16 protein-coding genes are annotated in these 25,319 nt (G+C 47.7%); 10 read left to right on the top strand and 6 right to left on the bottom strand.

What is annotated here, in order from left to right; all coding sequences use genetic code 11:
- The first annotated feature begins 32 nt into the window (after nucleotides 1-32).
- The 5 genes from ACYVI9_RS13620 (at nucleotide 33) to ACYVI9_RS13600 (ending at nucleotide 7,736) form a co-directional block, all read left to right on the top strand.
- Entirely contained in the window at nucleotides 33-1,433 is a 1,401-nt protein-coding gene (locus tag ACYVI9_RS13620) for an arylsulfatase B (protein ID WP_460765289.1), read from the top strand.
- A 63-nt stretch (nucleotides 1,434-1,496) separates the two neighbouring features.
- Entirely contained in the window at nucleotides 1,497-3,347 is a 1,851-nt protein-coding gene (locus tag ACYVI9_RS13615; protein ID WP_460765287.1) for a sulfatase family protein, read from the top strand.
- Nucleotides 3,348-3,416: 69 nt separating this feature from the next.
- On the top strand, nucleotides 3,417-5,087 hold the full coding sequence (locus tag ACYVI9_RS13610; protein WP_460765285.1) for an arylsulfatase: 1,671 nt from the start codon (nucleotides 3,417-3,419) through the stop codon (nucleotides 5,085-5,087).
- Between the two features lie 77 nt (nucleotides 5,088-5,164).
- Entirely contained in the window at nucleotides 5,165-6,298 is a 1,134-nt protein-coding gene (locus ACYVI9_RS13605; RefSeq protein WP_460765283.1) for a family 43 glycosylhydrolase, read from the top strand.
- A gap of 52 nt (nucleotides 6,299-6,350) precedes the next feature.
- Entirely contained in the window at nucleotides 6,351-7,736 is a 1,386-nt protein-coding gene (locus tag ACYVI9_RS13600; RefSeq protein ID WP_460765281.1) for a sulfatase family protein, read from the top strand.
- Between the two features lie 229 nt (nucleotides 7,737-7,965).
- On the opposite strand, the gene ACYVI9_RS13595 is transcribed toward ACYVI9_RS13600, so the two are convergent.
- From ACYVI9_RS13595 to ACYVI9_RS13570, 6 genes are all read right to left on the bottom strand, one after another.
- Nucleotides 7,966-9,162, bottom strand: coding sequence for a glycoside hydrolase family 76 protein (locus tag ACYVI9_RS13595; RefSeq protein WP_460765279.1), 1,197 nt, complete (start codon nucleotides 9,160-9,162; stop codon nucleotides 7,966-7,968).
- Between the two features lie 156 nt (nucleotides 9,163-9,318).
- Complete coding sequence (locus ACYVI9_RS13590; RefSeq protein ID WP_460765277.1) at nucleotides 9,319-10,452, bottom strand: SusE domain-containing protein; 1,134 nt, start codon at nucleotides 10,450-10,452, stop codon at nucleotides 9,319-9,321.
- Nucleotides 10,453-10,493: 41 nt separating this feature from the next.
- Complete coding sequence (locus ACYVI9_RS13585; protein ID WP_460765275.1) at nucleotides 10,494-12,149, bottom strand: RagB/SusD family nutrient uptake outer membrane protein; 1,656 nt, start codon at nucleotides 12,147-12,149, stop codon at nucleotides 10,494-10,496.
- An 11-nt stretch (nucleotides 12,150-12,160) separates the two neighbouring features.
- Nucleotides 12,161-15,484 carry a SusC/RagA family TonB-linked outer membrane protein gene (locus ACYVI9_RS13580; protein WP_460765273.1) on the bottom strand — a complete coding sequence of 1,108 codons (3,324 nt, stop codon included), beginning with the start codon at nucleotides 15,482-15,484 and terminating at the stop codon, nucleotides 12,161-12,163.
- A 217-nt stretch (nucleotides 15,485-15,701) separates the two neighbouring features.
- Entirely contained in the window at nucleotides 15,702-16,790 is a 1,089-nt protein-coding gene (locus ACYVI9_RS13575; protein WP_460765271.1) for a FecR family protein, read from the bottom strand.
- A 68-nt stretch (nucleotides 16,791-16,858) separates the two neighbouring features.
- A complete protein-coding gene (locus ACYVI9_RS13570) occupies nucleotides 16,859-17,434 on the bottom strand; it encodes an RNA polymerase sigma factor (protein WP_460765269.1) in 576 nt (191 codons plus the stop codon).
- A 244-nt stretch (nucleotides 17,435-17,678) separates the two neighbouring features.
- Between ACYVI9_RS13570 and ACYVI9_RS13565 the strand changes: the two genes are divergently transcribed.
- From ACYVI9_RS13565 to ACYVI9_RS13545, 5 genes are read left to right on the top strand one after another with little or no spacing between them, the layout of a single operon-like run.
- Nucleotides 17,679-19,838, top strand: coding sequence for a GH92 family glycosyl hydrolase (locus ACYVI9_RS13565; RefSeq protein ID WP_460765267.1), 2,160 nt, complete (start codon nucleotides 17,679-17,681; stop codon nucleotides 19,836-19,838).
- Between the two features lie 27 nt (nucleotides 19,839-19,865).
- On the top strand, nucleotides 19,866-20,768 hold the full coding sequence (locus tag ACYVI9_RS13560; protein ID WP_460765265.1) for an ROK family protein: 903 nt from the start codon (nucleotides 19,866-19,868) through the stop codon (nucleotides 20,766-20,768).
- A 22-nt stretch (nucleotides 20,769-20,790) separates the two neighbouring features.
- Nucleotides 20,791-22,215 (top strand): glycoside hydrolase family 125 protein, encoded by a 1,425-nt coding sequence (locus ACYVI9_RS13555; RefSeq protein ID WP_460765263.1) that lies wholly within the window; start codon nucleotides 20,791-20,793, stop codon nucleotides 22,213-22,215.
- A gap of 9 nt (nucleotides 22,216-22,224) precedes the next feature.
- Nucleotides 22,225-22,911, top strand: a complete 687-nt coding sequence (locus tag ACYVI9_RS13550; protein ID WP_460765261.1) for a basic secretory protein-like protein — start codon at nucleotides 22,225-22,227, stop codon at nucleotides 22,909-22,911.
- Between the two features lie 9 nt (nucleotides 22,912-22,920).
- Nucleotides 22,921-25,209, top strand: coding sequence for a GH92 family glycosyl hydrolase (locus ACYVI9_RS13545; RefSeq protein ID WP_460765259.1), 2,289 nt, complete (start codon nucleotides 22,921-22,923; stop codon nucleotides 25,207-25,209).
- Nucleotides 25,210-25,319: the final 110 nt, after the last annotated feature.

Below are 25,319 nucleotides of genomic sequence, written 5' to 3'. Positions count from 1 at the left end.
GGAGGAATTAAGAATTTCAAAATAGAGAATCAATGATAAAGACTTTTTTCTGCTGGATCTGTTTCGGACTACTGATTGCCGGCACCGGCTATGCGCAAAAGGCGCCCAATATTATAGTTATTGTTGCCGATGATCTGGGCTGGGGCGATCTGGGTTTTCATAACAGTGAAATCAAAACGCCACATATTGACGGCCTTGCCCGTGATGGGGTTGTGCTGGACCGTTTTTATGTGGCCCCCATTTGTTCTCCTACGCGGGCCGGCATCATGACCGGTCGTTATCCTGACAGGCTGGGCCTGCGCGATAATGTCATTGCACCCTGGCTGAACTTCGGCATCGATACCGCAGAGCAGTATATCCCTGAACTGCTGGCGACCGCAGGTTACCGCAATCGAGCGGCGATCGGCAAATGGCACCTGGGTCATGCCAGAAAGGCCTACCTTCCTTTGAACCGGGGGTTCACGCATTTTTATGGACATTATAACGGTGCCATTGATTATTTCACACATGAACGGGAAGGGGAACTGGACTGGCATAATGACTGGGAAAGCAGTTATGATAAGGGCTATTCCACAGATCTGGTCAGTAAGGAAGCGGTGCGTTGTGTACGCGCCTATAAGAAGGACGGACCTTTTTTTCTTTATATAGCCTATAATGCGCCACACGGACCCCTGGAAGCCAAGCAGGAAGACCTGCTCCGTTACGGTTACGATTCTACCCAACCTTCGTTTGGTTCGGGTGATAGCAAGGGGCAGGGCCGGGGCAATACAAAACGCCAGACCTATGCCGCGATGGTTAGCAGTATGGATCAGGGTATTGGCCAGATTCTGGCGGCCCTGAAGGAGGAAGGCCTCGAAGACAATACATTGGTGCTGTTTCAAAGTGATAACGGAGCGGCTACAAATATAGGAGGCAGCAGTGGCCAGCTTCGAGGTGCCAAATTCCAGGAATGGGAGGGTGGCGTCCGGGCGGCGGCGGTGATCCGCTGGCCTGCGGGTTTTGCGGGCGGATGGGTCAGTGAGCAGCTTTGTGGTTATGTGGACCTGTTGCCGACCATTTGTGCTGCTGCCGGTGTAAAAAAACTGCCCGCCAGAAAAATCGATGGTATGAATATACTGCCCAGCCTCAAAAATCATGAAGCGATATCCAGGGCTTTCTATCTGGGGCATGGCGCCCTGATAAAAGATAACTGGAAGTTGGTTCAGGCGGGGGGCGGTAACGAGAGTATGAAACTTAAACATGATATGCTCTTTGACATCCTCAAGGATCCTTTCGAGAAAGAAGACCTCCGGACCCGGGAACCTGAGGCTTATCAGCGTTTTAAAAAACTGGTTCAGCCCTATCAGGCGATTACCAGTGATGTCCAGGTTCCGCCTTATGGCCAGGGCAGGAAGACATTTAAAGCGCCCAGGGAGTGGCGGATTGATGAGTAAATCTGAACCCGCCAGCTGATCCTGCGTTCCGTAAGGGCAAGATGATTAAACAAAAAGTTATCCATGAATTTTCGCATTCCCAAATCCCAAAAATTACTGATTGCATTGCTGCTTCTGGCCCTTAGCACGCTGCAGGCGCAACGAAGACCCAATATCGTACTTTTTATTTCCGACGATTTGAACCAGCAGGACCTCGGCTGCTACGGGAATCGGGATGTACATACGCCACATATAGACCAGCTGGCAGCCGAAGGCTTGCGCTTCACCCGGGCTTATGCAGCTTCCTCGATGTGTACGCCTTCTCGCGCCGTCATGTTTACCGGTCTGTACCCCTATAAAAATGGCGTACAGATGAACCATTTCACCGTAAAATCAGGTATCCGAAGTTTACCGCATTATCTGAAAGAACTGGGTTATCGGGTGGTGATTTCCGGTAAAGTAGATGTCAGTCCGCTGAGTGGCTTTCCTTTTGAAGTCACGGGTGAAGAATTCGGAAAATATTTTCCGGTAGAAAACCGTACGGATCGCAGGAAAGCATCGGTGCACTTGATACGGGATCATTTCAGAACCAGGTCCGACCAGCCACTTTGTTTGATAGTGGCGCCCTGGTTGCCGCATGTGCCCTGGTTCCCGCATAAGGATTTTGACCCCGGGCGTCTCCGGATGCCAGATTATCTGGCGGATACCAAAGAAACCAGGAGCGCACTGGCTTCCTATTACCAAAGCATCAGTACCATGGACCAGATGGTGGGTGAAGTGAACGATGCCCTTGCGGCAGCCGGGCAGAAGGATAATACCGTATTTATGTTTACTTCTGATCAGGGTGCACAGTTTCCGGGTGCTAAATGGACCACTTATGACCAGGGCCTGCGGGTACCGTTCATTGTTCGCTGGCCGGGTAAGATTGCCAGAAAATCAATATCTGATGCCCTTATTTCCCTGGTAGATATAACACCGACTATGATCGATCTGGCCGGTGGTCAGGTCGTAGAAAATCTTGATGGTCTGAGTGTCCGCCATGTCTTTGAAAAAAATGACCGGCAACACCATGATTTTGTTTTTGCAGAAACTTCAGTCGAGCCGCATTACTGGTATAATTATACACCTGCGCGCTCCGTCATTACCAGCGCGGGTTGGCATTATATCAGAAATTACCATCCCGGTGTTCGCTTTATAACACATATCGATCATGTCGAGCGCAATGAATATTATTTTGATTCCTGGCTGAGAGATGCACAGAAGAATAAAAAGACGAAGTTTTTATTAGATCGCTACAGTTACCGGCCTCCGGAGGAGCTGTATGATCTTAATACCGACCGGGAGGAATTTCAGAATCTGGCCGGCCAGGATGCCCATCAGGGGAAATTGTCATCCATGCGGGCGTTGTTGGAGCAGGAACTCAACCGTCAGGGAGAGACTGAAGCTATGATCAAAAAAGGTAGTCTGCCTCGTTTTTTCGACCGGAGTTATACCATTGAACAGAATGAATCTGCCTCCGATTTATCCTTTAACCGAAAAAAATGGAATCCCGACACACTATATATTACGGCCTATTTGGAAGGGTTCGATAAGGGCGGTATTGTCTGCGATTATTTTCACAATTTCCGGCTCTTTGCATTTGAGCATAAAATAGGAATCGAACTGCCAACGGGTTCCGTTTATCAGATCGAAGTAACGAAACAGGACAGGGGACAACTGCTATTTCGATTGACGGAAGGTGGTGCCTTGCAAATCAATTTTGATAACAGGGCTATCCTGAACGCTCAACTGAGCCAGGATCTGACGAAGATCAAAGGAGGATATGTCAGCTGCGGTAAGTTACAGGACGAAGTGGCTGAAGGGCGGTTGCAGCCGTACGAGGGACAAATCAGGGACCTGCGTTTTACCATGAATGATCTGTCGGGCAGGCCCTAGTCTACGGCACTGTTAAATATATTTAGGATAGAAAAATTACCGGTTTAAAATCAATTGAAAGGAAAGGATATGAAACGAATTATATTTTATGTTTTTCTGTTCTCGTCGTACCTGTGCATTGCGCAAACACCGCAGGCCGCCAGAAAAGACAAGCGTCCCAATATTGTATTGATACTCGCCGATGATCTGGGTTATTCCGATTTGGGTTGTTTTGGTGGGGAAATTCAAACACCACATCTAAATCAGTTGGCTGAAGAGGGTATCCGGTTTACGCAATTCTATAATATTTCCAGATGTTGCCCTACCCGGGCTTCGCTTTTAACCGGCGTTTACAATCATGACGCGGGAATAGGAGATATGACTACCCGAAAAGACGACCAGGCCTATAAAGGCGCATTGGGTACGGATGTGGTAACCATCGCTGAAGTCCTTCAGACCGCAGGCTACGCGACGGCCATGTCGGGTAAATGGCATGTGTCCAATACCCTGACTCAGCCGAACCGCGCCGTGCAGTTGCAATGGTTAAGCCATCAGGCAGTGCATCCTTTGTTTTCACCACTCGAGCAATATCCGGTAAACAGGGGTTTTGAACAGTTTTACGGCACCATCTGGGGTGTGGTCGATTTTTTTGATCCCTTCAGTCTGGTAGAGGGAACCCAACCGGTAACCACCGTTCCCAAGGGGTATTATCATACGGATGCCATCAATGATAAAGCCGCCGATTATATCCGGGAATTTGCCAGGGGTGACCGGCCATTTTTTCTCTATCTGGCGCACAATGCACCTCACTGGCCGCTGCACGCACTGCCAGCGGATATCAAAAAGTACGAGGACACTTATACGAAAGGTTGGGAAGCCATCCGGCAACAGCGTTATCGTAAGATGGCCCGCCTGGGTTTGATTGACACGAATATTACCAAATTGTCGCCCCGGCATCCTGGTGAAATCCGCTGGCAGGACAATCCCGACAAAGACTGGGATGCACATGCCATGGCCGTTCATGCGGCCATGGTGGATCGTATGGATCAGGGCATCGGCCGGGTCATAGCTGCGTTAAAGGAAACCGGCCAACTGGACAATACGCTCATCGTATTTTTAAGTGATAATGGTGCCAGTGCCGAACTTTGTGAGCGGTATGGTCCCGGGTTTGACCGGCCGGGTACCACCCGCTCGGGAGAAAAAATATCCTATGCCAAAGACAAATCGGTACGCCCGGGACCTGAGACCAGTTATTTTTCTATAGGTCCTGACTGGGCCAATGTGGCCAATACGCCCTATCGTTTATGGAAATCAGCGTCCAGTGAAGGTGGCGTTCGTTCCCCCACTATTGTTTACTGGCCGCGCGGTATCAAAAATAAAGGCAGTAAGAATGACCGGGTAGGTCATGTAATGGATTTTATGGCCACTTTCATTGAACTTACCGGTGCCCGTTATCCGAAAGTTTATAAAGAACATCCCATTATTCCGCTGCAGGGCCAGAGCTTTTTATCGGCCCTCAAGGGCAAGAAAGACCCGGGGCATGTTGAGTTGTTCAATGAACACGAAGGCAGTCAATACGCACGCCGTGGTGTCTGGAAGCTGGTTAAAGTCAAAGGCGCCAGGGACTGGCGACTGTATAATATGGAACAGGATCCCACGGAATTAAAGGATCTTTCGGCCGAACACCCTGAAAAGGTAAGGGAATTATTGCAGGCCTGGCAGAACTGGGCTCGCCAACATCATGTGCTTCCAAAACCCTAGGGTAAGTGTCCGGTCATAGACGGCAATCATTTACGTAACATATAATTAAGGTTGCCAACTGACAGAAAAATTAGCAGATGTACAAATGGGTGCTTCATACATTTTTTTTTCTTCTTTCCGGCACATTGAATGCCCAGGATCAATCGACAGGACTGTTAAGGGACCTCGAACGGCATGACCGGGCCGTTTTGGTAAAGGACGATATATGGATCCGGGATCCTTATATCACGCTGGCATCCGACAGTAATTATTATCTTACGGGAACCACACGTATAGTCGACAACAACTGGCAGGGGTCGGGTGGAGCCAAGAAGAAGAATAAGGCGCCCGTAGGCAGTGCAGTACGCGTCTGGAAATCACCCGATCTGGTCCACTGGCAATATATCGGGGAAATTTTTGATATGCGACAGGGTTATTGGGGACTGGGTGAAAAAGTGCCAGCGAACCCAGCCCTGGCCAATGAGCGTCATCTCTGGGCGCCGGAATTACATTTTATTAATGGCCGGTGGCTGCTGGTACATACGACGCCGGGTCCGGATCTGCAAAAGTCTAATCTGGCGGTGAGCCGCGGCAGCAGTCTGGAAGGCCCTTATGATTTTCCATTGGGCGAATGCGCCGCTAACCTGCACGATCCCAGCATATTTCAGGATACTGATGGCCGGATCTATCTGCTCTGGGCCAATACCCAAATTGCCGAACTGCGTCCCGACCTGGGCGGTTTTGTCGGAAAACCTGAAGAGATTTATCCAGCCAACAAACGGAAAATGCCCAATGGCAGCTTCAAGCAGGGAATTGGTCATGAAGGCTGTTATATGCTGAAAATAGGCGGTAAATATGTCCTGGTTGGGACGGGCTGGTCAACTAATAGAATGCGCCATGGCAGTTATAATCTCTATTATGCTGTCGCAGATAACATCAGGGGCCCTTATGGTCCCCGGAAATTTCTGGGACGGTTTCTGGGGCATGGCACCCCTTTTAAGGACAGGCTGGGCCGCTGGTGGTGTACGGCATTTTACAATGCCAACCGGCCAACTTTGAACAAAGGTGGAATCAGAAACCGGGACCTCAGTGATGATGCTTATACCATCAATCCGCAGGGTCTCACGCTGGTACCGCTGGAAATAACGCAACTGGCTTCCGGGGATATCGAAATCAGTGCATTGGATCCTGATTATGCACAGCCGGGCCCTGATGAAGTACAGCCGTTCTAAATAGAAAAATAAAAGCATGTGTAATAATAGAAAACTGATAATGTTTTGCTGCTTGTTAGCAGGCTTGATCATCAATACAGATATGCAGGCGCAGGTGGAAGTGAAGCGCCCGAATATTCTGTTGATAATGGCCGATGATATGAGTCGGATGGACATGGAGCCTTATGGCAGCCGGCAGGTATTTACGCCTCATTTACAACAGTTGGCCACAGAAGGACTCTGCTTTGATAACATGTACAATATAGTGCCTATTTGTGCCCCCACCCGGCAGACCCTGCTCACCGGATTGGGACCGGTACGCAATGGTGCCTATCCCAACCACAGCGTGATTTATGAGGGTATTAAAACGCTTCCGGTCTATTTGCAAGGCCTTGGCTATAAAGCAGGTCTGATCGGAAAGAAGCATTTTGGACCTTTACCTTCCTATCCCTTTGACTTCCTCGGAGGACGGGACCATGATAACGGCAAGGGCCAGGATGTTGATCTGAGTAAGGCGGAAGCCTATATCAGAAAAGCTGCAGAACAAGAACAGCCATTTCTATTGATGTTTACCAGCAATCAGCCGCATTCTCCCTGGAACCGTGGCCGCCCCGAACGTTATGATCCGGACAAAATACAGCTGGGCGCGAATATGATCGATACCCGACTAACCCGCCAACAAATGACCCGTTATTTTGCAGAAATTACCTATCTGGACAGTCTGGTGGGCCATTGCCTCGAAATGATCGACCGTTTGGGGCTGCGGGACAATACATTGGTGATTTTTACGTCCGAGCAGGGTAATTCCTTTCCTTTTTCCAAATGGACACTCTATGATCAGGGCCTGCGTTCCGGTTTTATTGTCCGCTGGCCGGGCGTTATTAAGCCGGGTACCCGACAGCAGGCAATGGTCCAGTATACCGATATCCTGCCTACCCTGATTGATATTGCCGGTGGAAAGCCTGAATCCCTCAAAACCGGTTCGATAGATGGTTTAGGCGGGGAAGGTTTTGACGGAAGAAGTTTCCGGCCGCTGCTGGAAGGCAGAAGCCAAAGGCATCGGGATTATGTTTTTGGCGTCAATACGACCCGTGGTATTATTCAGGGCGCTGAGGCTTTTGCCAGCCGATCCGTGCGCAATGACAGCTATTTATATATACTGAATCTGAATGCAGAAAACGATTTCTCCAATGTGGTTACCCATTCAGTTTTGTTCCGGCAATGGATGCAAAAAGATGCATCACGTGCGCGTTATTATATCCATCGTCCTGCTGTTGAGCTGTATGATGTCGTGCAGGATCCCTGGCAGCTCCATAATTTGGCAGGTAAAACGAAATATCAAAATGTCGAAGCTACAATGAAGAAGGAACTTGAGGCATTTATGCATCAGCAGGGAGACAGCGGCGTCGCTACAGAAATGCAAGCTTTAACCCGACAGCATAAATCCACAGACAAATAAAGCTTTTGCGGGCAATTGCGATGTTGGACAAAGCGGCTGATTATTGAAACCGCATTAGGGTATTTGAATGCAGCTGTTCTGGTCAAAGGGGCTGTGCCATAACAGCTCATTAATTTTACCACCGATTTTTTGGAGCATCGGGGTGTTTGATACTTGCAGCGCCGTATATATATAAGAGGCGCTACTATGTTCCATTAACATGTAGCGCCTCTGCTAAAAAATAGCGTTATCAGTTCAGAAATCCACCCTGTTGCAAACGCGCCATGGCTTCCATTGTGGTGGCTGCACTGATAGCCGAGCGTAAGTCGCCCCAAACTTCGGTATCACCAGGATTTTTCCACCAGGTATAGGAAAACTTGATATCAGGTGATTTCTGTGTGCCTTCAATCCAGAGATAGCTGGCATTGTTTTTCAGAAAAGAGATATAAGTCTCCCGTTGCTCCTGCTCCAGTTCCGGCAGTTCTATCAGTAAGGTAAAATACCGTACAAAGATCCCCTTGAAAAGATTGACGTCATGGCCACCACCGTCGCCAGCCTGCTCACCAAAGTCCTTCATCACACCATAAGTATTGTCAATATTGTGGGTAATATGGTAATTGGTAATCCGGATGGCATCCTGGAGATAGGCGGCATCTTTTGTGATGTCATAAAGTTCCAGTGCCGCTCCCAGAAATGTCCCCACATCATAAGAGTAGTCGGAGTTTGTATTGCCGATTACTTCAAATACACGGCCTGAGGAAAGGATGGTCCGGTTGTATTTCATCCAGTCGTAGATTCTTTGGGCCCATTGCAGATTATTGAAACCGCCATGAGATTCGTTAGGATATTTTTTATAACGCCGGGCAGCAATAATGGCGGCCGGGCCATTGGCCGGAATGCCTTTGCCTTCTTTCAGATCATCAGAAGGCTTGCGCCATTTAATCCCGCCACCATCGTATTCCGTCCATCCTTGGGTAATCCATTGCCAAAGATCAGCGGAGGATTGGGCATAACGCTGGTCTCCTGTGGCGTCCAGCGCCCGCATATGCGCCAGTCCGTGCCAGCCCATATCATCGTAAAATTCATTTTCCCAGTTATCACTATACCAGTTCTTTTGCCGAACCCCCTCATAGAAATCGTAGATAGCCTGTTGGAATCGGTTGTCCTGGGTTCGTTGGTAGGCATCCACCAGCAGGTCGAGACCATGGGCCTCAGGCCAGTAATCGTTCCATTGAATATTGCCGTCATAGGTATTGTTAAAGACATGATAAGTCGTATTCCAATACCGGTTAAAAAAAGAGTTGGTACTGCTGTCTGCTGCAGCAACCCAGTCAACCTTGTAAAAACTGCTGGCGGCGGTTTCTTCGGGTATATAAGGATCGTTGTATTTGGTACAGGAGGATATGAGTAAGATCACAATTCCGGAAATGATAGTAATCCTTTTCATTCTTTTATATTTTTTAATTGAATCACCAGTGCGTTTTCCAGGGTTCCCGCTTAGATGTCTACCGAGTTGGAAACCGCGGGTCGCCGGTGAATGAGATTTTAATAAGGGGCGGGCAGGAGCAGTCGCTAGGCACGGCTGCTCCCGCTGACCCCCGGTTTAATTTACGGTATAAGAATGCGTATATGCCCCGTCTGATTTCAGTATCAGGTTGACAGTCGTATTTGCTCCGTCTACTTCCGTTGCAAACTTCCATTTATCATCCCATTGGGAATTTTGATCCAGTAGACGTGCGTAAAAATAGGCGGCGGGTGCATTCGCCGGCGGCCGGCTGTCCGTACCATTTACCGTACCCAGCTGTTTAACGCCCTGGGAGGTTTCCATCTGGAATTTATAACGTTCGTCTTTACCCCAGCTTTCCTGCCTGAAATTTATGACACCGGTACCCGACCAGACGCCGGCTCCCTGATAGCTGAGATCCAGAACGATTTTGTTTTCAGGACAGAAAAAGACACCAACCCGGTTGATTTTCATACTGGTGACTCCTTTATTGGTGAAATCCAGTGTAATCCGGTAGACGCCGGTGGCTTCAACCGTGGACTGTTGATCTGTGCCGGCCTCGGCAAGTTTGTTGGCCGCATCGATATAGTAGCGGTTGGGTTCACCCGTCGTACGATCGATAAATGAAAACCCTCCATCGCTTTTTAGTTCTGTATAAATTTCAAATTGTCCGTTGCCTGTTTTTTTCATGGCCAGGGCCTGGCTGGCGTCCGCACCACCTTCAGATGCTTCTCCCGTTATGAATACAGTCTCGGGAATCGATTCGAAACCTTCCAGCCGCTTAACCGTTAACAGGTTTTTCTGGGGGCAGGTCGCAGAACTCAGTCCTCTCCAGGAAACCACGGACCAGAGTACATTTCCTGTTTCCCCTGTTGGAATACCGGCTGCGGCGCAGGCCCGGTTGATATCCAGGTGGGATACATTGGCATAAAGTTCTTTGCCCCCCTGTTCTGAAACCACCCGGTAAATCGGTGTTTCCGGATCAGACTCCTTGTAAAAAGTGACTTCGTAGGAAACCAGCTGCCCGTCCTGCGCATGGCTGGGTGCCCATTGAAACAGGGCACTGGAGCCCTGGTCGGAGCTGAGCACCAGCTGCTGATTTTCCTGGGGCGCATATAATGCATCTACAGGGCTGACTTTAGGGTCCTTGTATTCCATTTCATTTTTCTTACATCCATTGGCCAGAAGCAGCAGTAAGAAAGCTATTAAACTATGGTTGAGTATCGTTTTCATGATTGATAAATTGTATATGAATCAAGTTGAAATTTCATTAATTAATATCCTGGGTTATTGGGTTTGAGTTGAGGATTGAGGTCCATCTGATCCAGTGGTACCGACCAGAGATAGTCCCGGTTACTGTTGAACTGGTACTGCTCTACCCGCAGATAGCCATTATCGACATTGGGATCACTACCGCCGAATTTAAATCCATGGACGACTCCACTAAGCAGTTCGGGTCCCAATTGCCAGCGTTTGATATCATACCATCTCAGCCCTTCAAAAGCGAGTTCTACGCGCCGTTCATTTCTGATGATCGAGCGTAGTTCGGCCTGTGATTTTGCTGCCGGATAGGCCAGCGCAGCGGCCGCTTCAAACCCGGCCCGGTCCCGGATGGTACCGATCGTCTGGTCCCATTCTGCAGCGGATATCTTGGCCAGTTCGTTGCAGGCTTCGGCATACATCAGTAGAATATCCGCATAACGGAACATGATGATATTGAGACCGGAACGATTATCACTGGTCATGGTCCAGTCATAGTACTTGCGGACATAATAGCCCGTTTTGGTCTGCCGCTCCACCGGACCTTTGTATGCATCCTCGGTATTTGTACCTACCGCCGTTCTAATAATATCCGTGGTTCCGTTTTTGTTCAGCCACTTGTAATTGTCATAGACAATCGAAGCAGTGAGCCGGGGATCACGGTTATTATAGGGCGTGCTTTCATTATAAGTCGGATCTTTATCCGCCCCTTTTACGGGTAGGCCATTTAATGTCAGATAACTGTCTACCAGTTCCTGTGTGGGATTGTCAGCAGAGATTTCCGCGAATTTGGAGATAGGCGCCAGCTGCTTCATATTATCCCATGTTTTAAATTCCGGTACATAAGTGATGTCCAGTATGACTTCACTGTTGTATTCATTTTCCGGAGTAAACAGTCGCAGGTAACTTTCCTGGGGATTGCTGTAACGGTACAACTGGTAGCTGCCATAGGTGGAAGGCTCATTGATCAGCCGGCCCGTATATTCTTTGACTTTCGCAAAGTTGCTTTCATAAAGATAGGCTCTGGCCTGGAAAGCACAGGCAGCGCCAATCGTTATACGTCCTTTTTCGACCTGGCTCAACTGATCCGCTTTTGGCAGGTTGCCATTTTGCATGATCTCGTCCAGTTCTGTATGAACGAAAGACAAAATCGCTGACTTCGGACTGCGACTGACATTATAGGCGTCATCCAGACTGATCTGTGTATCAAAGTAGGGTACGTCGCCATAATAGTTGACCAGCCGGAAATAAATGTAGGCCCGGATAAAACGAATTTCATCCACCATACGTTTTTTTTCGTTTTCGTCCATTGCCGGTACCCTGTCCACATTTTCAAGAAAGACCAGACAGGTTTTGATGCCACCGTAAGCATCTCCCCATTCGTTTTTGAAGAGATTCAATGCGGGTGTGGCCTCTCCCCGGCGAATGGTGTAGGGATCGCTGGTCCCGTACGTATGGACCATATTGTCACTGAGAAATTCATCCCGCCACATCAGGGAAGCGCTGTACATCTGATTGTAAGCCATATTCAACACCAGTTTGGCCTTATCGGTACTGGTCCAGTAATTGGCTTCTGTGAATTTATTGATCGGCGCTACGTCCAGCTTCTGACAAGCCTGAAATTGCAAGGCGGCGATCGTTATGGAAATAATATATAATGCTCTTTTCATGTTCATGCTTTTTAAAACTCTATATTAATACCGGCTCCATAAAATTTAAGCGTTGGGTAATTTCTACCACTGTTACCGCCGCCGGCCTTGAGCATATTATCAAATTCTGTTGATTCAGGATCTATAAAGGAGTTCCGGGAAATGGTTACCGGATTCTGGGCATTGGCATAAATCCTTACCCTTTCAAATCCTATTCTACTGACCCATTCTTGTGGTAATGAATAGCCCAACTGAATGTTCTTGATCCGTATATAACTGGCATCCAGCAGGTACAGATCAGAAGCCTGTCCCCAGTTATTAGAATAGGAGGATCCACTGTTGGTATTCAGCCGTGGAAAACGGGCATCGGTATTGGTGACGGTCCAGGTGTCCAGCTGGTGTTTGAAAATCACCGGGTACCAACCCCCATTGTGAAAGGGGGTATAGATATCACCGCGAAGCGACTGGAGCCGTTTGCCCACACCCTGGATCAGGAGCGCAAAATCAAAGCTCTTGTAGCGCAGATTATAGGAAAATCCATAATTGTAATGAGGGAATCCGTCGCCCAGATAAAAGCGATCGTCATTGTCTATGACACCGTCATTGTTCCGATCCACATATTTTACATCACCCGGTTGGGGGGAAGTCCCAATGGGTACGGCCGAAGCGGCTACTTCATCGTTGCTTTGGAACAGGCCATCGGTTTTCAGGCCGTAATAAGCACCCAGGGGCAGGCCATTGCGACGAATAAAACCAATATTATCGACGGTCCGGATTTCCGGGTTGCCCAGGTCAAGCGCCTTGTTCTGGGTATTTCCCAGGTTGAGCGCTATATTATGGATAAAGTCGCCGGTGCTCAGGTTATAACCCAGGTTCAGTTCCCAGCCCCGGTTCTGCATCGAGCCAATATTCACATCACCCAGTATTGTTCCATATACACTTGGCGTAATGGGTGTCAGCAGGATATCAGTCGTCTTATTCAGGAAAACGTCAAAGCTGACATTGAGCGCCCGTTTCAGAAAATCCAGGTCCAGACCGATATTGGTGGAGTTTACTTTTTCCCATTTTAAATCCGGGCTGGCTTCCTGGAAACCGGTACCGGATACCGGGCTGTTGCCAAAGCCCGCGGCATTGGCATATATCGTATAAGTCGTGAAGTACTGAAAATCTGCTATTTCCTGATTGCCCAGGATACCCCAGGAACCGCGTAGTTTGATATTTCCGATATTATTGCGATAGTTGCTCAGGAAATCTTCCTCAGAAAGGGACCATCCCAGGGAAACGGAAGGGAAACTGCCCCAGCGGTTTTCTTTGGGAAATCGGCTCGAACCATCGGCACGAAGGGTGAATTCGACTGAATAGCGGTCATCATAGTTGTAATTTACCCGACCAAACCCGGACTGGATTACCCTTTTGAGGGAATTGTTTACTTCGGTCCGGCTATTGTCGAAAATGGTCTTATCGTCTTCGCCATTATTGACCGGAATCCCCAGGTCGGGGTCGGTATTGCTGGTTTTGACATCGATGCCCCGGTTATTGAGTACTTCCTGAGAAACACCCGCCATGGCGCTGATGTTATGTTTATTGATCTTTTTATTATAATCCAGCAAAACCTGAGAATTGATAAATACCCCCTTGAACGCATAGTTTTCAGTTTCCCGATTGGTGCCGTTCATTACCGGGGTGGTGCTTTCCGGACTATTATAGGTCGGATATTCCAGCCGCCGGATAAAGCGCCAGTTGGAAGTGATATCGGCACCAAATACCGCTCTTGCTTTCAGGTCATTGGTGATCTTAAATTCCAGGTTGGTTCCTATATTCATCCAGTCGTTATTATGGCGGTTATAACCGGCCAGGTCCAACTGGGCCGCCACATTGGTACCTACCGAACTGATCAGGTAACGCCCGTCATCGGTTTTCGGTACATTATAATAATACTTCGGCGTCCGGCTGGCATCAGCGATTTTAAAGCCCTGATTCGATTCATCTCCTTTGATATCCGTACGGACAAAACCCAGGAATACATCTGCCTTGAACCGTTTGTATTCCGTGGTCAGTTTGGTACGCAGGTTGTACCTTTTGATGCCGTAGTTCGGACCAATAAAGTTGCTACCCTGATTGTAATAGCCCCCGGAAATCATATATGTGCTGTTGGCGGATCCTCCGGATATATTCACATCGTAAGCCTGCTGTGGTGCATCTTTGAATATATAATCCATCATCCATTCAGCGTCACCATGTGCTTTCAGGTCCTGGATCTGTTCCGGCGTATAAGCCGGCGCCTGGCCGCCATTGGCCAGTGCCACATTTAACAGGGTGGCGTTTTGCCAGCCTTCCACCGGACGATACAGTATATCGGCCTGTTGGCTGCCATAAGAGGCGCCCAGCCGTACTTTTGGCTTGGAGTTTTTCCGACCGTTTTTGGTAGTGATCACAATCACACCACTGGCTGACCGGGATCCGTAAATAGCGGCTGAACCAGCATCTTTTAAGACTGAAATTTTGTCAACATCATTGGGATTCAGCTTGTTCATGTTACTGACGTCAGAGATCATCCCGTCGATTACGACCAGCGGATCCGCACTGGTAAGCGTGTTGACGCCGCGGATATTGATGTTCAGGGCATTGTTATTGGGATCCATGCTTTTTTGCTGAATCAGCAAGCTGGGGGCGGCCCCCTGCAATGCCTGGGTAAGATTGCCTACCGGCCGGTCCTGAATATTTTTCGAAGAAATCTGATCCACCGCACCAATGAGCTGTTTTCTTGTCGTGGTGCCGTAGCCGATGACGATGATTTCATCCAGCTTTTGTTCTGCAGCTACCAGGACAATACTGCCCAGCTCTTCACCGGTAACCAGAATTTCCCGACTTTCAAAACCCACACTGGAAACGACCAGTACCGCCGTATTGCTGTTGAGTTTCAGACTAAAATTCCCTGCAGCATCGGTAACGGTGCCGTTACTGGTTCCTTTTTCCAGGATACTGACGCCCGACAACGGATTACCCAGGGTGTCGGTAACGGTACCTCTGACGGTTAATTCCTGTTTCTTTCCGGAGGCGGGTACAATGACCAGCAGGTTGCGATTCATTTTCCGGAAGTCGAAACGGGTATTTACCAGCAACTGTTGCATGACCTGTTCAATCGTAGCCTCCCGTACCTGGAGGTTGACTTTCTGATGTGCCAGCGCCACACTGTCACTATAGACAAACCGGTAGTTGTAATCAGCTTCAATTTTTTTGATAACAGCAGATAAAGGCTGGTTTTTTACGTTCAGGCTGATGCGCTCCTGAGAATTGCCGGTAAAGGCAATGGCCTGAAAGGCACTTAACAACACGAGGATAAATGATAATTTCATTAGCAGCATAAATTTAATAATCCAATGCCTGTCCCTGTGCAGAGCAAGACAATCTCTTTTTTTCATACTTTCGTTAAGTTTTAATCGTGATGGAATAATGCAGATTCTGCAATTGTTCTGTCTTTCTTTGGCGGAAAATGTTGCAACCATTTTTCGCCATTTTTTTTATTACCGTTTTTAAGAGGATTTCATATACAAGCTTTTGATTTAAAAATTATTAATAGAGTGTCAAAGTATTGTCGGACAGTTTATACCTGAATCCAACAGCCAGTTGAAAGGACTGGAGGACTTCGGTGAGGCTTTCGTTTTCGAAAATGCCACTCAGCTTCCGGTTGTACAGACTGCTGTCGGAAACGGTAATATTAACGCCATACCAGCGTTCCAGTTCAGGAATGATCTCCCTGAATCCGGTCTGATCAAAAACCAGCCGGTTTTGTGTCCACTGGATTTCATTGGCCAGAGAGTCAGCAGTGGCGCTCTGACCAATCGTCACAACTGACATTTCCGGCGTGTTGTCCCTGACGGCGTTCGGTGTCCCATCGGACCTTCGTGTTGAGGCATCGGTAATATTTTTGACCAGTAGTTTTTCGTGAGGTTTCAACACGATTTTTTCTTTTTCTTTATTACGCAGGTACACTTCAACCTTGCCCTTTATCAGCGTGGCCTGTGTGGTAATATCTTCATCGTATGCGCGGATATTGAAAGTAGTGCCCAGTACCCGGACATCCATCGCTTTGGTTTGGACAATAAAGGGAATATCTGCGTCATGAACAACTTCAAAATACGCTTCGCCTGAAAGGGTGACGGTACGTGTTTTGTCGCCATAAGTTTTTGCATAAGTGAGACGGCTGTCCGCGTTCAGCCACACTGAAGTGCCGTCCGGCAATTCAATCACCGACTTGGAACCCTTACGGGTCATATGCACATAGGGCGCGGTTTTGGCAGGATCCCGGTGCTGCGTCAGGTAAAAAACAGCACCTATGCCCATACAAATAAACAATATGGCTGCGGCCCGCAACAATCTCTTTCTCCAGCGCAACGGCGTAGTACGCAGGGGGAGAGCGGGAATTTCGTCTTCCTGTATCCCAATTTTTTGATGTAGATGGCGTATAAAGGTTTCCTGCTGATCTTCGGAATAACTGTGCTGCTGGTCGAAATGGGTTTGCCATACCGCTTCCAGCGCCTGTGAAAGCTCCAGATCCTCCGGATGCTGCTTGAGGTGAAGTTGTAATTCCCGGATTTCCGCCAGTGTAATCGTACCGGTTGCTTTCCTGGTAAGTAGTTCTAAAAGTCTGTTTTCTTCCATTTGTGGCATGCGCTGTAAGGATAAGTCGCATCTCACAACCCAAAACCCTTAAAAGGCATAAAAAAAAATCAGGCTTTTAATCGAGCAGGGGGTCGTTGCCTTAATAATTGGGACTTCAGGGTGGTAGATAATCTTTTGATGGCAATATACATCTGCGCTTCAACGGTTTTAACCGACAGGTCCAGCAGGCGGGCAGTTTCTTCGTATTTCAGACCTTCTTCCTTCACCAACCGAAACACCAGCCGGCATTTGGGGGGTAAACCGTTAATGGCGGCTTCTATTTCTGAGAGATTTTCCTTACTGATACAGGCAGTTTCCGGATCGCTCGCATGTAAGGGGTGGTCTTCAGGTGCATCTTCCAGGACCAGCGGTCTTTTGACCCGCAACCGGCTGAAGGCCGTATAGCGGGCAGCCGTATACAGGTATTGCGAGAAATTACTGATGGAAAGCAGCGTGCTTCGGTTTTGCCAGAGTTTTACGAATACATCTTCTGCAATCTCTTCTGCCAGTTGATGGTCATTAACGATTACGGTGACATAAGAAACCAGTCCGGGTATATAATTACGGACCAAGCAGTCAAATGCGGACTGATCGGCGCTTTCTGTGATCGCTGTTAATAATTTCCTTATGGCTTCTGGTTTCATTACGTATCAATTAATTATTAGCGGCATCGGGCTATTTCATCCGAAAGCCCGATTCATAAAGATAGCTTGTTGCGGCCTCCTTATAAAAACTAATCAGGAAAAATTAAATTCATGGCAAACAACTGCATTTATAAATATTTTCCTACTTTTATCGCAAAAACGATTTTGCTTTGTTTAGCGAATATAGGCAAAATTCCATATTGAAATCATTATTGCCATTTGTTATAAATAATAAGTTCAGGTTTTGAAGAAATACTATTTTTTGCTGGCCCTCCTGTTCAGTAGCTTTGTTTGGGTCGCTGCGCAGCCGGTACAAAGGAAGTTGACGGACTATGTTAACCCTTTTATCGGGACGACCACACTGTGGGACAGTATTGATCTGGGGTATCGGCCTACCCGAAGGGCCTGGGGAGGAGAAACCTTTCCCGGCGCGTCGCTGCCTAATGCCATGGTCCAGGCGACGCCTGTTACGATGTGGCGTAGTGGATCGGGTTATCAGTATGAGGACACAGTAATTTATGCTTTTGCGCATACCAGTAAGGGACATTGGAATTTAGGTTATGCCCCTTTTATGGCCGTCACCGGTAAAGTAAATCCGCTGACCTATTACTCTACTTACAGTCATGAGAAGGAATCTGCCAGTCCGGGCTATTATCAGGTCTATCTCGAGAAATACGGCATCAACGCGGAACTGACGACTACCCTGCGCTGTGCCATGCACAAGTATACATATACCAGGGGAGGTGAAAAGAAGCTATTGGCTGTTTTAAGCCGCTCCAATGAAAACGTCCGGGATTGGAAGATAGAACGGGTGAATGACCGCTTATTCTCGGGTTATCAGCGTACGGGAAAAAATTTCTATTTTTATGCGGCTACCAGTCACCGAATTAAAAGTATCACTGCATTGGGTGAAGGCGATCATGAGTTACGCAGTATAAATTTTGATCAGGGCATAAATCCGTCCGCTCCACTTGAGATCCAATTTGGCTTTTCCTATGTTTCAGTCGAACAGGCGCGTAAAAATCTTGAAGCAGAAATGCGGCACAAAAGTTTTCAGGAACTGCGGTCAGCCGCTTCTCAAAGCTGGGAGACCCTGCTATCAAAAATTAAAGTATCCGGCGGAACTGATTTTCAAAAAGAAACATTTTATTCCACTTTATACCGCAGTTTTCTTTGGCCCATACTGCTAAGTGATGCAGATGACACTTATCTTGACGAAAGCGGAAAGATTGTAAACAGGGGTTTCCGATACTACAGTAATCCTTCCTTTTGGGACGATTATCGCAATAAACTGATACTGCTGGGTATGTTAACCCCGGATGTGGCTTCAGATGTAATCAGCTCTATCACCGATAAAGGCCGTATCAAAGGATACATGCCTACTTTTTTTCATGGCGATCACGCTTCAGTCTTTATTGCAGGCACTTATTTGCGGGGGATTCGAGATTTCGATCTGAAGGAAGCCTACCGGCTTCTGCTTAGAAATGCCTTTCTGCCTGGCAAGGGGGGAAGACCCCATCTGGAAGACTATATGAAGCGGGGCTGGATTGCGGAGCAGGATGTGAAAGATCCCCGCCTGGAAACGGTCGCCAATGCGGCGGTGACCAAGACCCAGGAATATGCTTATGATGATTATGCCACGGCACTACTGGCCAGGGAAATGAAGGATGAATCCAATTACCGGAAACTGATGCAACGGACGGATAGTTATAAGCATTTATTCGATACCTCTACCGGGCTGATGCGGGGACGACTGGCGGATGGATCCTGGATCAGTCCTTTTGATCCGCAACAACCCTATTTTGAGTATATGTACCGGGAGGCGAATGGCTGGCAGTCCAGTTTTTTCGCACCGCATGATCCCGAAGGATTGATTGCACTCTATCCGAATCCTGCCAGCTTTGAGCGGAAACTGGATTCACTGTTTAGTATACCATGGAAAGGATATGAAGCCCATAATCTGACTGGTTTTATAGGGCAGTATTGTCATGGCAATCAACCGGATCACAGTGCTCCTTATTTTTATTATTTTATCGACCGCCAGCCCAAAGCACAGTTGATTCTGGATTCAATTATGAACCATTATTACCGGATGGGCCGGGAGAAACTGGCTTATGCCGGAATGGATGATGCCGGCGAAATGTCTTCCTGGTATGTGTTTAATGCAATAGGGCTTTATACGTTTTCTCCAGCGGATCCCAGCTATCTGATCACCGTTCCGCTATTTGACCAGGTTGATTTTGACCTCAATGGTAAGAAGTTTACCATCCGGAAAACCGGAACAGGTCCCCGCATTGCTGAAATACGTTACGGTGGTAAAAAGCTCAGCGGTTTCCGTATCGAACATGAGCAGCTTAAGCAGGGGCGCGAATTGCTTATTATAACCGAACCTTTAAACAACTAAACCAATCAGAAAAAAAAATTAAAAGCTATGAAAAGATGGGGCATCGACTTAGGGGGCACCAAAATGGAATGTGTGGTTCTGGATGCGGAAAAACCTGAAGTCATCGAACGTATCAGAATCGCCACAGAGGCGTCGAAAGGATATGATCATTTACTTGGAAGGATTCAGGAACTGATCGCCCTCGTTACCGCGAAACTGGGTGAAGCACCCTCTCGTATTGGATTTGCCACTCCCGGTACACTGGAGCCGGAAACCCAAACGATGAAAAATTGCAACACTACCTGTATGAATGGCAGGCCCATGCAGGCGGATCTGGAACGTTTACTCGGGATACCCGTGCGTATCGCCAATGACGCAAACTGTTTCGCACTGGCTGAATCACAGATGGGCGCCGGGGCCGACTATCCGGATGCAGCGCTGGTCTTTGGAGTGATCATGGGAACCGGTGTGGGCGGTGGTCTGGTAGTGCATCGAAAAGTAATTAACGGACATCACGGTATTGGAGGAGAGTGGGGCCATAACCAGCTGGTGGAAAATGGGGTTCTTTGTTATTGCGGCAGAACAGGTTGCGTAGAAACCGTGATTTCAGGTCCCGCTCTGGAGCAAAATTATGAGCAATTAACCGGCATCAGTATACCGCTTCAGGAGATCGTGAATCGGCATCTTTCGGCTGAAGACAGTCATGCGACCCAAACTGTGGAACGGTTGCTGGAAAATTATGGCAAAGCGCTCGCACAGATCATCAACATAATCGATCCCGATCTGATTATCATCGGCGGCGGGGTGGGCAATATTGATTTATTATATTGTGAAGGTTATGAACGCATTAAAAAGTATATTTTTAACAACGGAAAGCTGACAACCCCTATTTGCAAGCCAGTGCTGGGTGACAGTGCCGGCGTATTCGGGGCAGCTTTGCTCTGGGGATAATGAAATTCAAAAATCGAACGATATGAACCGCAAGACATTTTTAGGGCAGACAGGAGCACTCGGTGCCGGATTGCTTTTTTCTGATTTCGCTTTTGGCAAACCAGGGAATAATTTTCCGGAAGTCAGGTGGGCGCCATCCAAAAGGCATTTTAAGTCAGACGTTATAGAAAAAGTTATCAGGACTTTTGGTTCTGGTGTCAAAAATCCCGAACTCGCCTGGTTGTTCAATAACTGTTTTCCCAATACCCTGGATACTACGGTGTATTTTTCTGAGCGCGACGGTAAGCCCGACACTTATGTCATTACCGGAGACATCGATGCTATGTGGCTGCGGGACAGTTCCGCACAGGTATTTCCTTACCTGCCTTTTACAAAAGAAGATGCGGAGCTGCATAAGCTGATCAGCGGCGTAATTCGCAAGCAAACGCATTTTATATTAAAAGATCCCTATGCCAATGCTTTTTATAATGATGACAGTAAAGTAAGTGAGTGGAAGGAGACGGACCAGACGGACATGAAGCCAGGCGTACATGAACGCAAATGGGAAATCGATTCACTTTGTTATCCCATCCGGCTGGGCTACCATTTCTGGAAAGAAACCGGTGATAGCCGTCCTTTTGATGCAGAATGGAAGCAGGCTATTGTGTTGACATTAAAAACTTTTAAGGAGCAGCAGCGAAAACATGATAAAGGGCCTTATAGTTTTCAACGGAAAACGGCCTGGGCGACCGATGGTGTGCCAATGGCCGGCTATGGGTATCCCGTAAAGCCCAATGGATTGATTTGCTCCATGTTCCGGCCCAGTGACGACGCTACCATCTTTGCGTATCTGATACCTTCTAATTTTTTTGCGGTACTGAGTCTGCGCCAGGCGGCCGAGATGGTTGCTTCGATTGCAAAAGATGCGGCGCTTTCGCTGCAGCTCAAAGAACTGGCAGATGAAGTAGAAACGGCATTGAAGCAGCATGCCATTGTAACACATCCGGAGTTTGGTAAAATCTATGCCTATGAAATTAATGGCTTTGGTAGCTACAATCTGATGGACGATGCCAATGTTCCCAGTTTGCTGGCCATGCCCTATCTGGGTACGGTTGCTGCTTCCGACCCCATCTACCGCAATACCCGCAACTATGTATGGTCCGCGCAGAATCCATTTTTCTTTAAAGGCAGGGCAGCGGAAGGAATCGGCGGTCCACATATAGGGTTGGATATGGTATGGCCGATGAGTATAATAATGAAGGCCCTGACCAGTTCTGATCCGGCGGAAATCCGGCAATGTATCCAGACCCTGCAGCATTCACATGGTGATACAGGATTTATGCATGAATCCTTTCACAAGGATGACCCCAAGAAATTTACCCGTTCCTGGTTTGCCTGGGCCAATACGCTTTTCGGAGAACTGTTATGGAAGACATATCGTCAGCAACCGGCATTATTGAATCTCTAAATTTTTTATATGCGTCATTTTTTGATTTTGTTTTTGATGCTTACGGCTTTTGCCTGTAATAAACATGTAAAAGGCTGGGTTTATGATCCTGATGCCACTTTCTACCAGAAAGGACCCTACCAGCTGCATTTTGAAGATCTGTCAAAAGATTTGAACCCCGATACCAAAAGGCGACTGGTGGAAACATTCTTTAAAGTGTATCCCTTACTGGCCGCAGATTTTAATACGCAGACCACAAAGGAAGTGCGGTTTAAAATTGATCCGGCTTATGAAGGCGTGGCGGCTACCTCGGGAGATATCGTCCGGTATGATCCTGACTGGTTTAAGAAAAATCCGGAGGATATCGATGTGGTAACCCACGAAGTCATGCATATTGTACAGCATTATGGTAAAAGTGTAGGTCCCTGGTGGTGTACGGAAGGCGTCGCTGATTACGTCAGAGAAGTATATGGTGTAAATAACGCCTCAGCAAAATGGAACCTTCATCTTCCCCGTGAAGGTGAAAATTATGACAATGGTTATCGGGTGACCGCGAGATTTCTGCTATGGATCGAAAAGAAAGTCAAAAAAGGGTTTGTTACGACCCTGGATGCCGCATTGCGGGACCACAGCTATACTGCCGAAATCTGGGTTAGCCAGACCGGAAAATCACCAGCAGCCTTATGGCAGGACTATATAAAGAACCCGACATTATAAATATTAATTATGTTAAGACTTTTTGCTTTATCAGTATTGATGATCCTGTCAACAGGAAGCCGTGCGCAAGCCCCAACCGGAGATCTGGTTGATTATGTAAATCCTTTAATGGGAACCCTGTCAAAGTTTTCGCTTTCCACAGGCAATACCTATCCGGCCATCGGAATGCCATGGGGCATGAATCTCTGGACACCACAGACGGGAAAAATGGGTGATGGCTGGGCCTATAAATACCAGGACGATAAAATTCTGGGATTCAAGCAAACCCATCAGCCTTCTCCCTGGATGAACGATTATGGTTATTTTGCCATCATGCCGGTGGTCAATAAGCTGTGTTTCCGGGAAGAGGACAGGGCCAGCTGGTTTTCTCATAAAGCAGAGAAAGCCCAACCCCATTACTACAGTGTTTACCTGGCGGATGCCGATGTCACCACTGAGATTGCGCCGACCGAGCGGGCTGCCGCTTTTCAGTTCACTTTTCCAAAAACCGACAGTGCCTTTATTATCGTCGATGCGATAGACAGGGGTTCCTATGTTAAAATTATTCCTTCGGAGAACAAGATTATTGGATACAGTACCCGCAATAGCGGCAGTGTGCCCAAAAATTTCAAATCCTATTTTGTAATACAGTTTGACCGGCCCTTTGATTATAAAACTACCTGGGATGACAGCCTTTTTACAGACAAAATGGAAGTGGAAAGCCGGCATGCAGGCGCCGTTATCGGGTTTAAAGGACTCCGTCGGGGTGAACAGGTCCATACCAATGTGGCCTCTTCCTTTATCAGTTTTGAGCAGGCGGAACTGAACTTAAAAACAGAAATCGGTAACCGCGATTTTGCATCAATTCGCCGGCAGGGCAGGGCGGAATGGAATAAGGTGTTGGGGCGTATCCAGGTTTCAGGAGGTAGTGAGCAGCAGTTGCGTACTTTCTATTCCTGTTTATACCGCATGGTGTTCTTCCCATTGAAAATGTATGAAAAAAATGCGTCCGGTGAATTGGTCCATTACAGCCCATATACGGGACAGACTGAACCGGGGTATAAATTTGCCGGAACGGGGTTCTGGGATACATTCAGGGCACTCTATCCCTTTCTGAATTTTGTTTATACTTCAATGGTAAAAGAAATGCAGCAGGGCCTGATCAGTGATTTCAAGGAGGGCGGCTGGCTGCCCGAATGGTCCTCACCAGGCTACCGCGGTATCATGGTAGGGAATAACTCAGCATCCGTAGTGGCAGAAGCCTACCTGAAAGGTGCCAGGGGCTATGATATCGAAACATTGTGGAAAGCCCTGGTTCACGGCGCGAACAACGAGGGGCCGGACGCTACGGGCAGAAGGGGCGTGGAATACTATAACAAACTGGGCTATGTTCCCAATGATGTGAAGATTCGTGAAAATGTGGCCCGGTCTCTGGAATATGCCTATGACGATTATGCCATTTATGCACTCGGAAAAGCATTGGGTAAACCTGCGGCTGAAATTGCGATTTATAAAGAGCGGGCCATGAATTATAAAAAGCTTTTTGACCCGCAAACCCTGTTGATGTGGCCTAAAAATCAGGATGGCAGCTTCACAACGCCATTCAATCCCTATTCCTGGGGTGGGGCATTCACAGAGGGTAACAGCTGGCATTATTCCTGGAGTGTGTTCCAGGACATCAACGGATTGAAGCAATTGATGGGTGGTGACCAGGGATTTATCCGGATGCTGGATTCGGTATTTATAATGCCTCCGGATTTCGGGGATTATTCCTACTACGGATCAGTGATTCATGAGATGCGGGAAATGCAGATCATGAATATGGGCCAGTACGCGCATGGCAACCAGCCGATTCAGCATATGACTTACCTGTATAATTACGCCGGTGCCCCCTGGAAATCCCAATACTGGGTCCGGGAAGTAATGAACCGGCTCTATACACCTGATCCCGATGGTTATTGCGGCGATGAGGATAACGGACAGACTTCTGCCTGGTATGTTTTTTCTGCGCTGGGATTTTACCCCGTTACCCCGGCTAGTACCCAGTACGTGTTGGGTGTGCCCTTATTTAAAAAAGCGGAAATTCATTTTGAAAACGGTAAAAAGTTGCTGATCACAGCTCCGCAGAATAACGCCGAAAACCGCTATGTCCAGGCAGTGACCTTCAATGGCAGGAACACTACCAGGAATTATCTGGATCATTTTGCATTACAGCGGGGCGGTGTGCTCCAGTTTGGTCTGGATCGTAAACCCAATAAGAACAGGGGCAATAAACCGGCGGATTATCCTTTTTCCATGAGCCTGACCGAAGCAGAATAAAAAAGGGCAATTTTCAGGACACACTATATATGTAAAAAAAACAAATATTTCCCGATTTCGTAAACAGATAAGATAATCAGGCTTTTAGCTTTGCAGCGCCTTAACAGAAA

The organism is Niabella terrae (assembly GCF_054783135.1).
Note: the sequence above shows the minus strand (reverse complement) of the source record. Positions and strands in the feature narration are given on the sequence as shown.

Coding starts and splice junctions, on each gene's coding strand:
- ACYVI9_RS13620 (WP_460765289.1), top strand. CDS start 33: ATGATAAAGACTTTTTTCTGCTGGATCTGTTTCGGACTACTGATTGCC.
- ACYVI9_RS13615 (WP_460765287.1), top strand. CDS start 1,497: ATGAATTTTCGCATTCCCAAATCCCAAAAATTACTGATTGCATTGCTG.
- ACYVI9_RS13610 (WP_460765285.1), top strand. CDS start 3,417: ATGAAACGAATTATATTTTATGTTTTTCTGTTCTCGTCGTACCTGTGC.
- ACYVI9_RS13605 (WP_460765283.1), top strand. CDS start 5,165: ATGTACAAATGGGTGCTTCATACATTTTTTTTTCTTCTTTCCGGCACA.
- ACYVI9_RS13595 (WP_460765279.1), bottom strand. CDS start 9,162: ATGAAAAGGATTACTATCATTTCCGGAATTGTGATCTTACTCATATCC.
- ACYVI9_RS13590 (WP_460765277.1), bottom strand. CDS start 10,452: ATGAAAACGATACTCAACCATAGTTTAATAGCTTTCTTACTGCTGCTT.
- ACYVI9_RS13585 (WP_460765275.1), bottom strand. CDS start 12,149: ATGAAAAGAGCATTATATATTATTTCCATAACGATCGCCGCCTTGCAA.
- ACYVI9_RS13580 (WP_460765273.1), bottom strand. CDS start 15,484: ATGAAATTATCATTTATCCTCGTGTTGTTAAGTGCCTTTCAGGCCATT.
- ACYVI9_RS13575 (WP_460765271.1), bottom strand. CDS start 16,790: ATGGAAGAAAACAGACTTTTAGAACTACTTACCAGGAAAGCAACCGGT.
- ACYVI9_RS13570 (WP_460765269.1), bottom strand. CDS start 17,434: ATGAAACCAGAAGCCATAAGGAAATTATTAACAGCGATCACAGAAAGC.
- ACYVI9_RS13560 (WP_460765265.1), top strand. CDS start 19,866: ATGAAAAGATGGGGCATCGACTTAGGGGGCACCAAAATGGAATGTGTG.
- ACYVI9_RS13555 (WP_460765263.1), top strand. CDS start 20,791: ATGAACCGCAAGACATTTTTAGGGCAGACAGGAGCACTCGGTGCCGGA.
- ACYVI9_RS13550 (WP_460765261.1), top strand. CDS start 22,225: ATGCGTCATTTTTTGATTTTGTTTTTGATGCTTACGGCTTTTGCCTGT.
- ACYVI9_RS13545 (WP_460765259.1), top strand. CDS start 22,921: ATGTTAAGACTTTTTGCTTTATCAGTATTGATGATCCTGTCAACAGGA.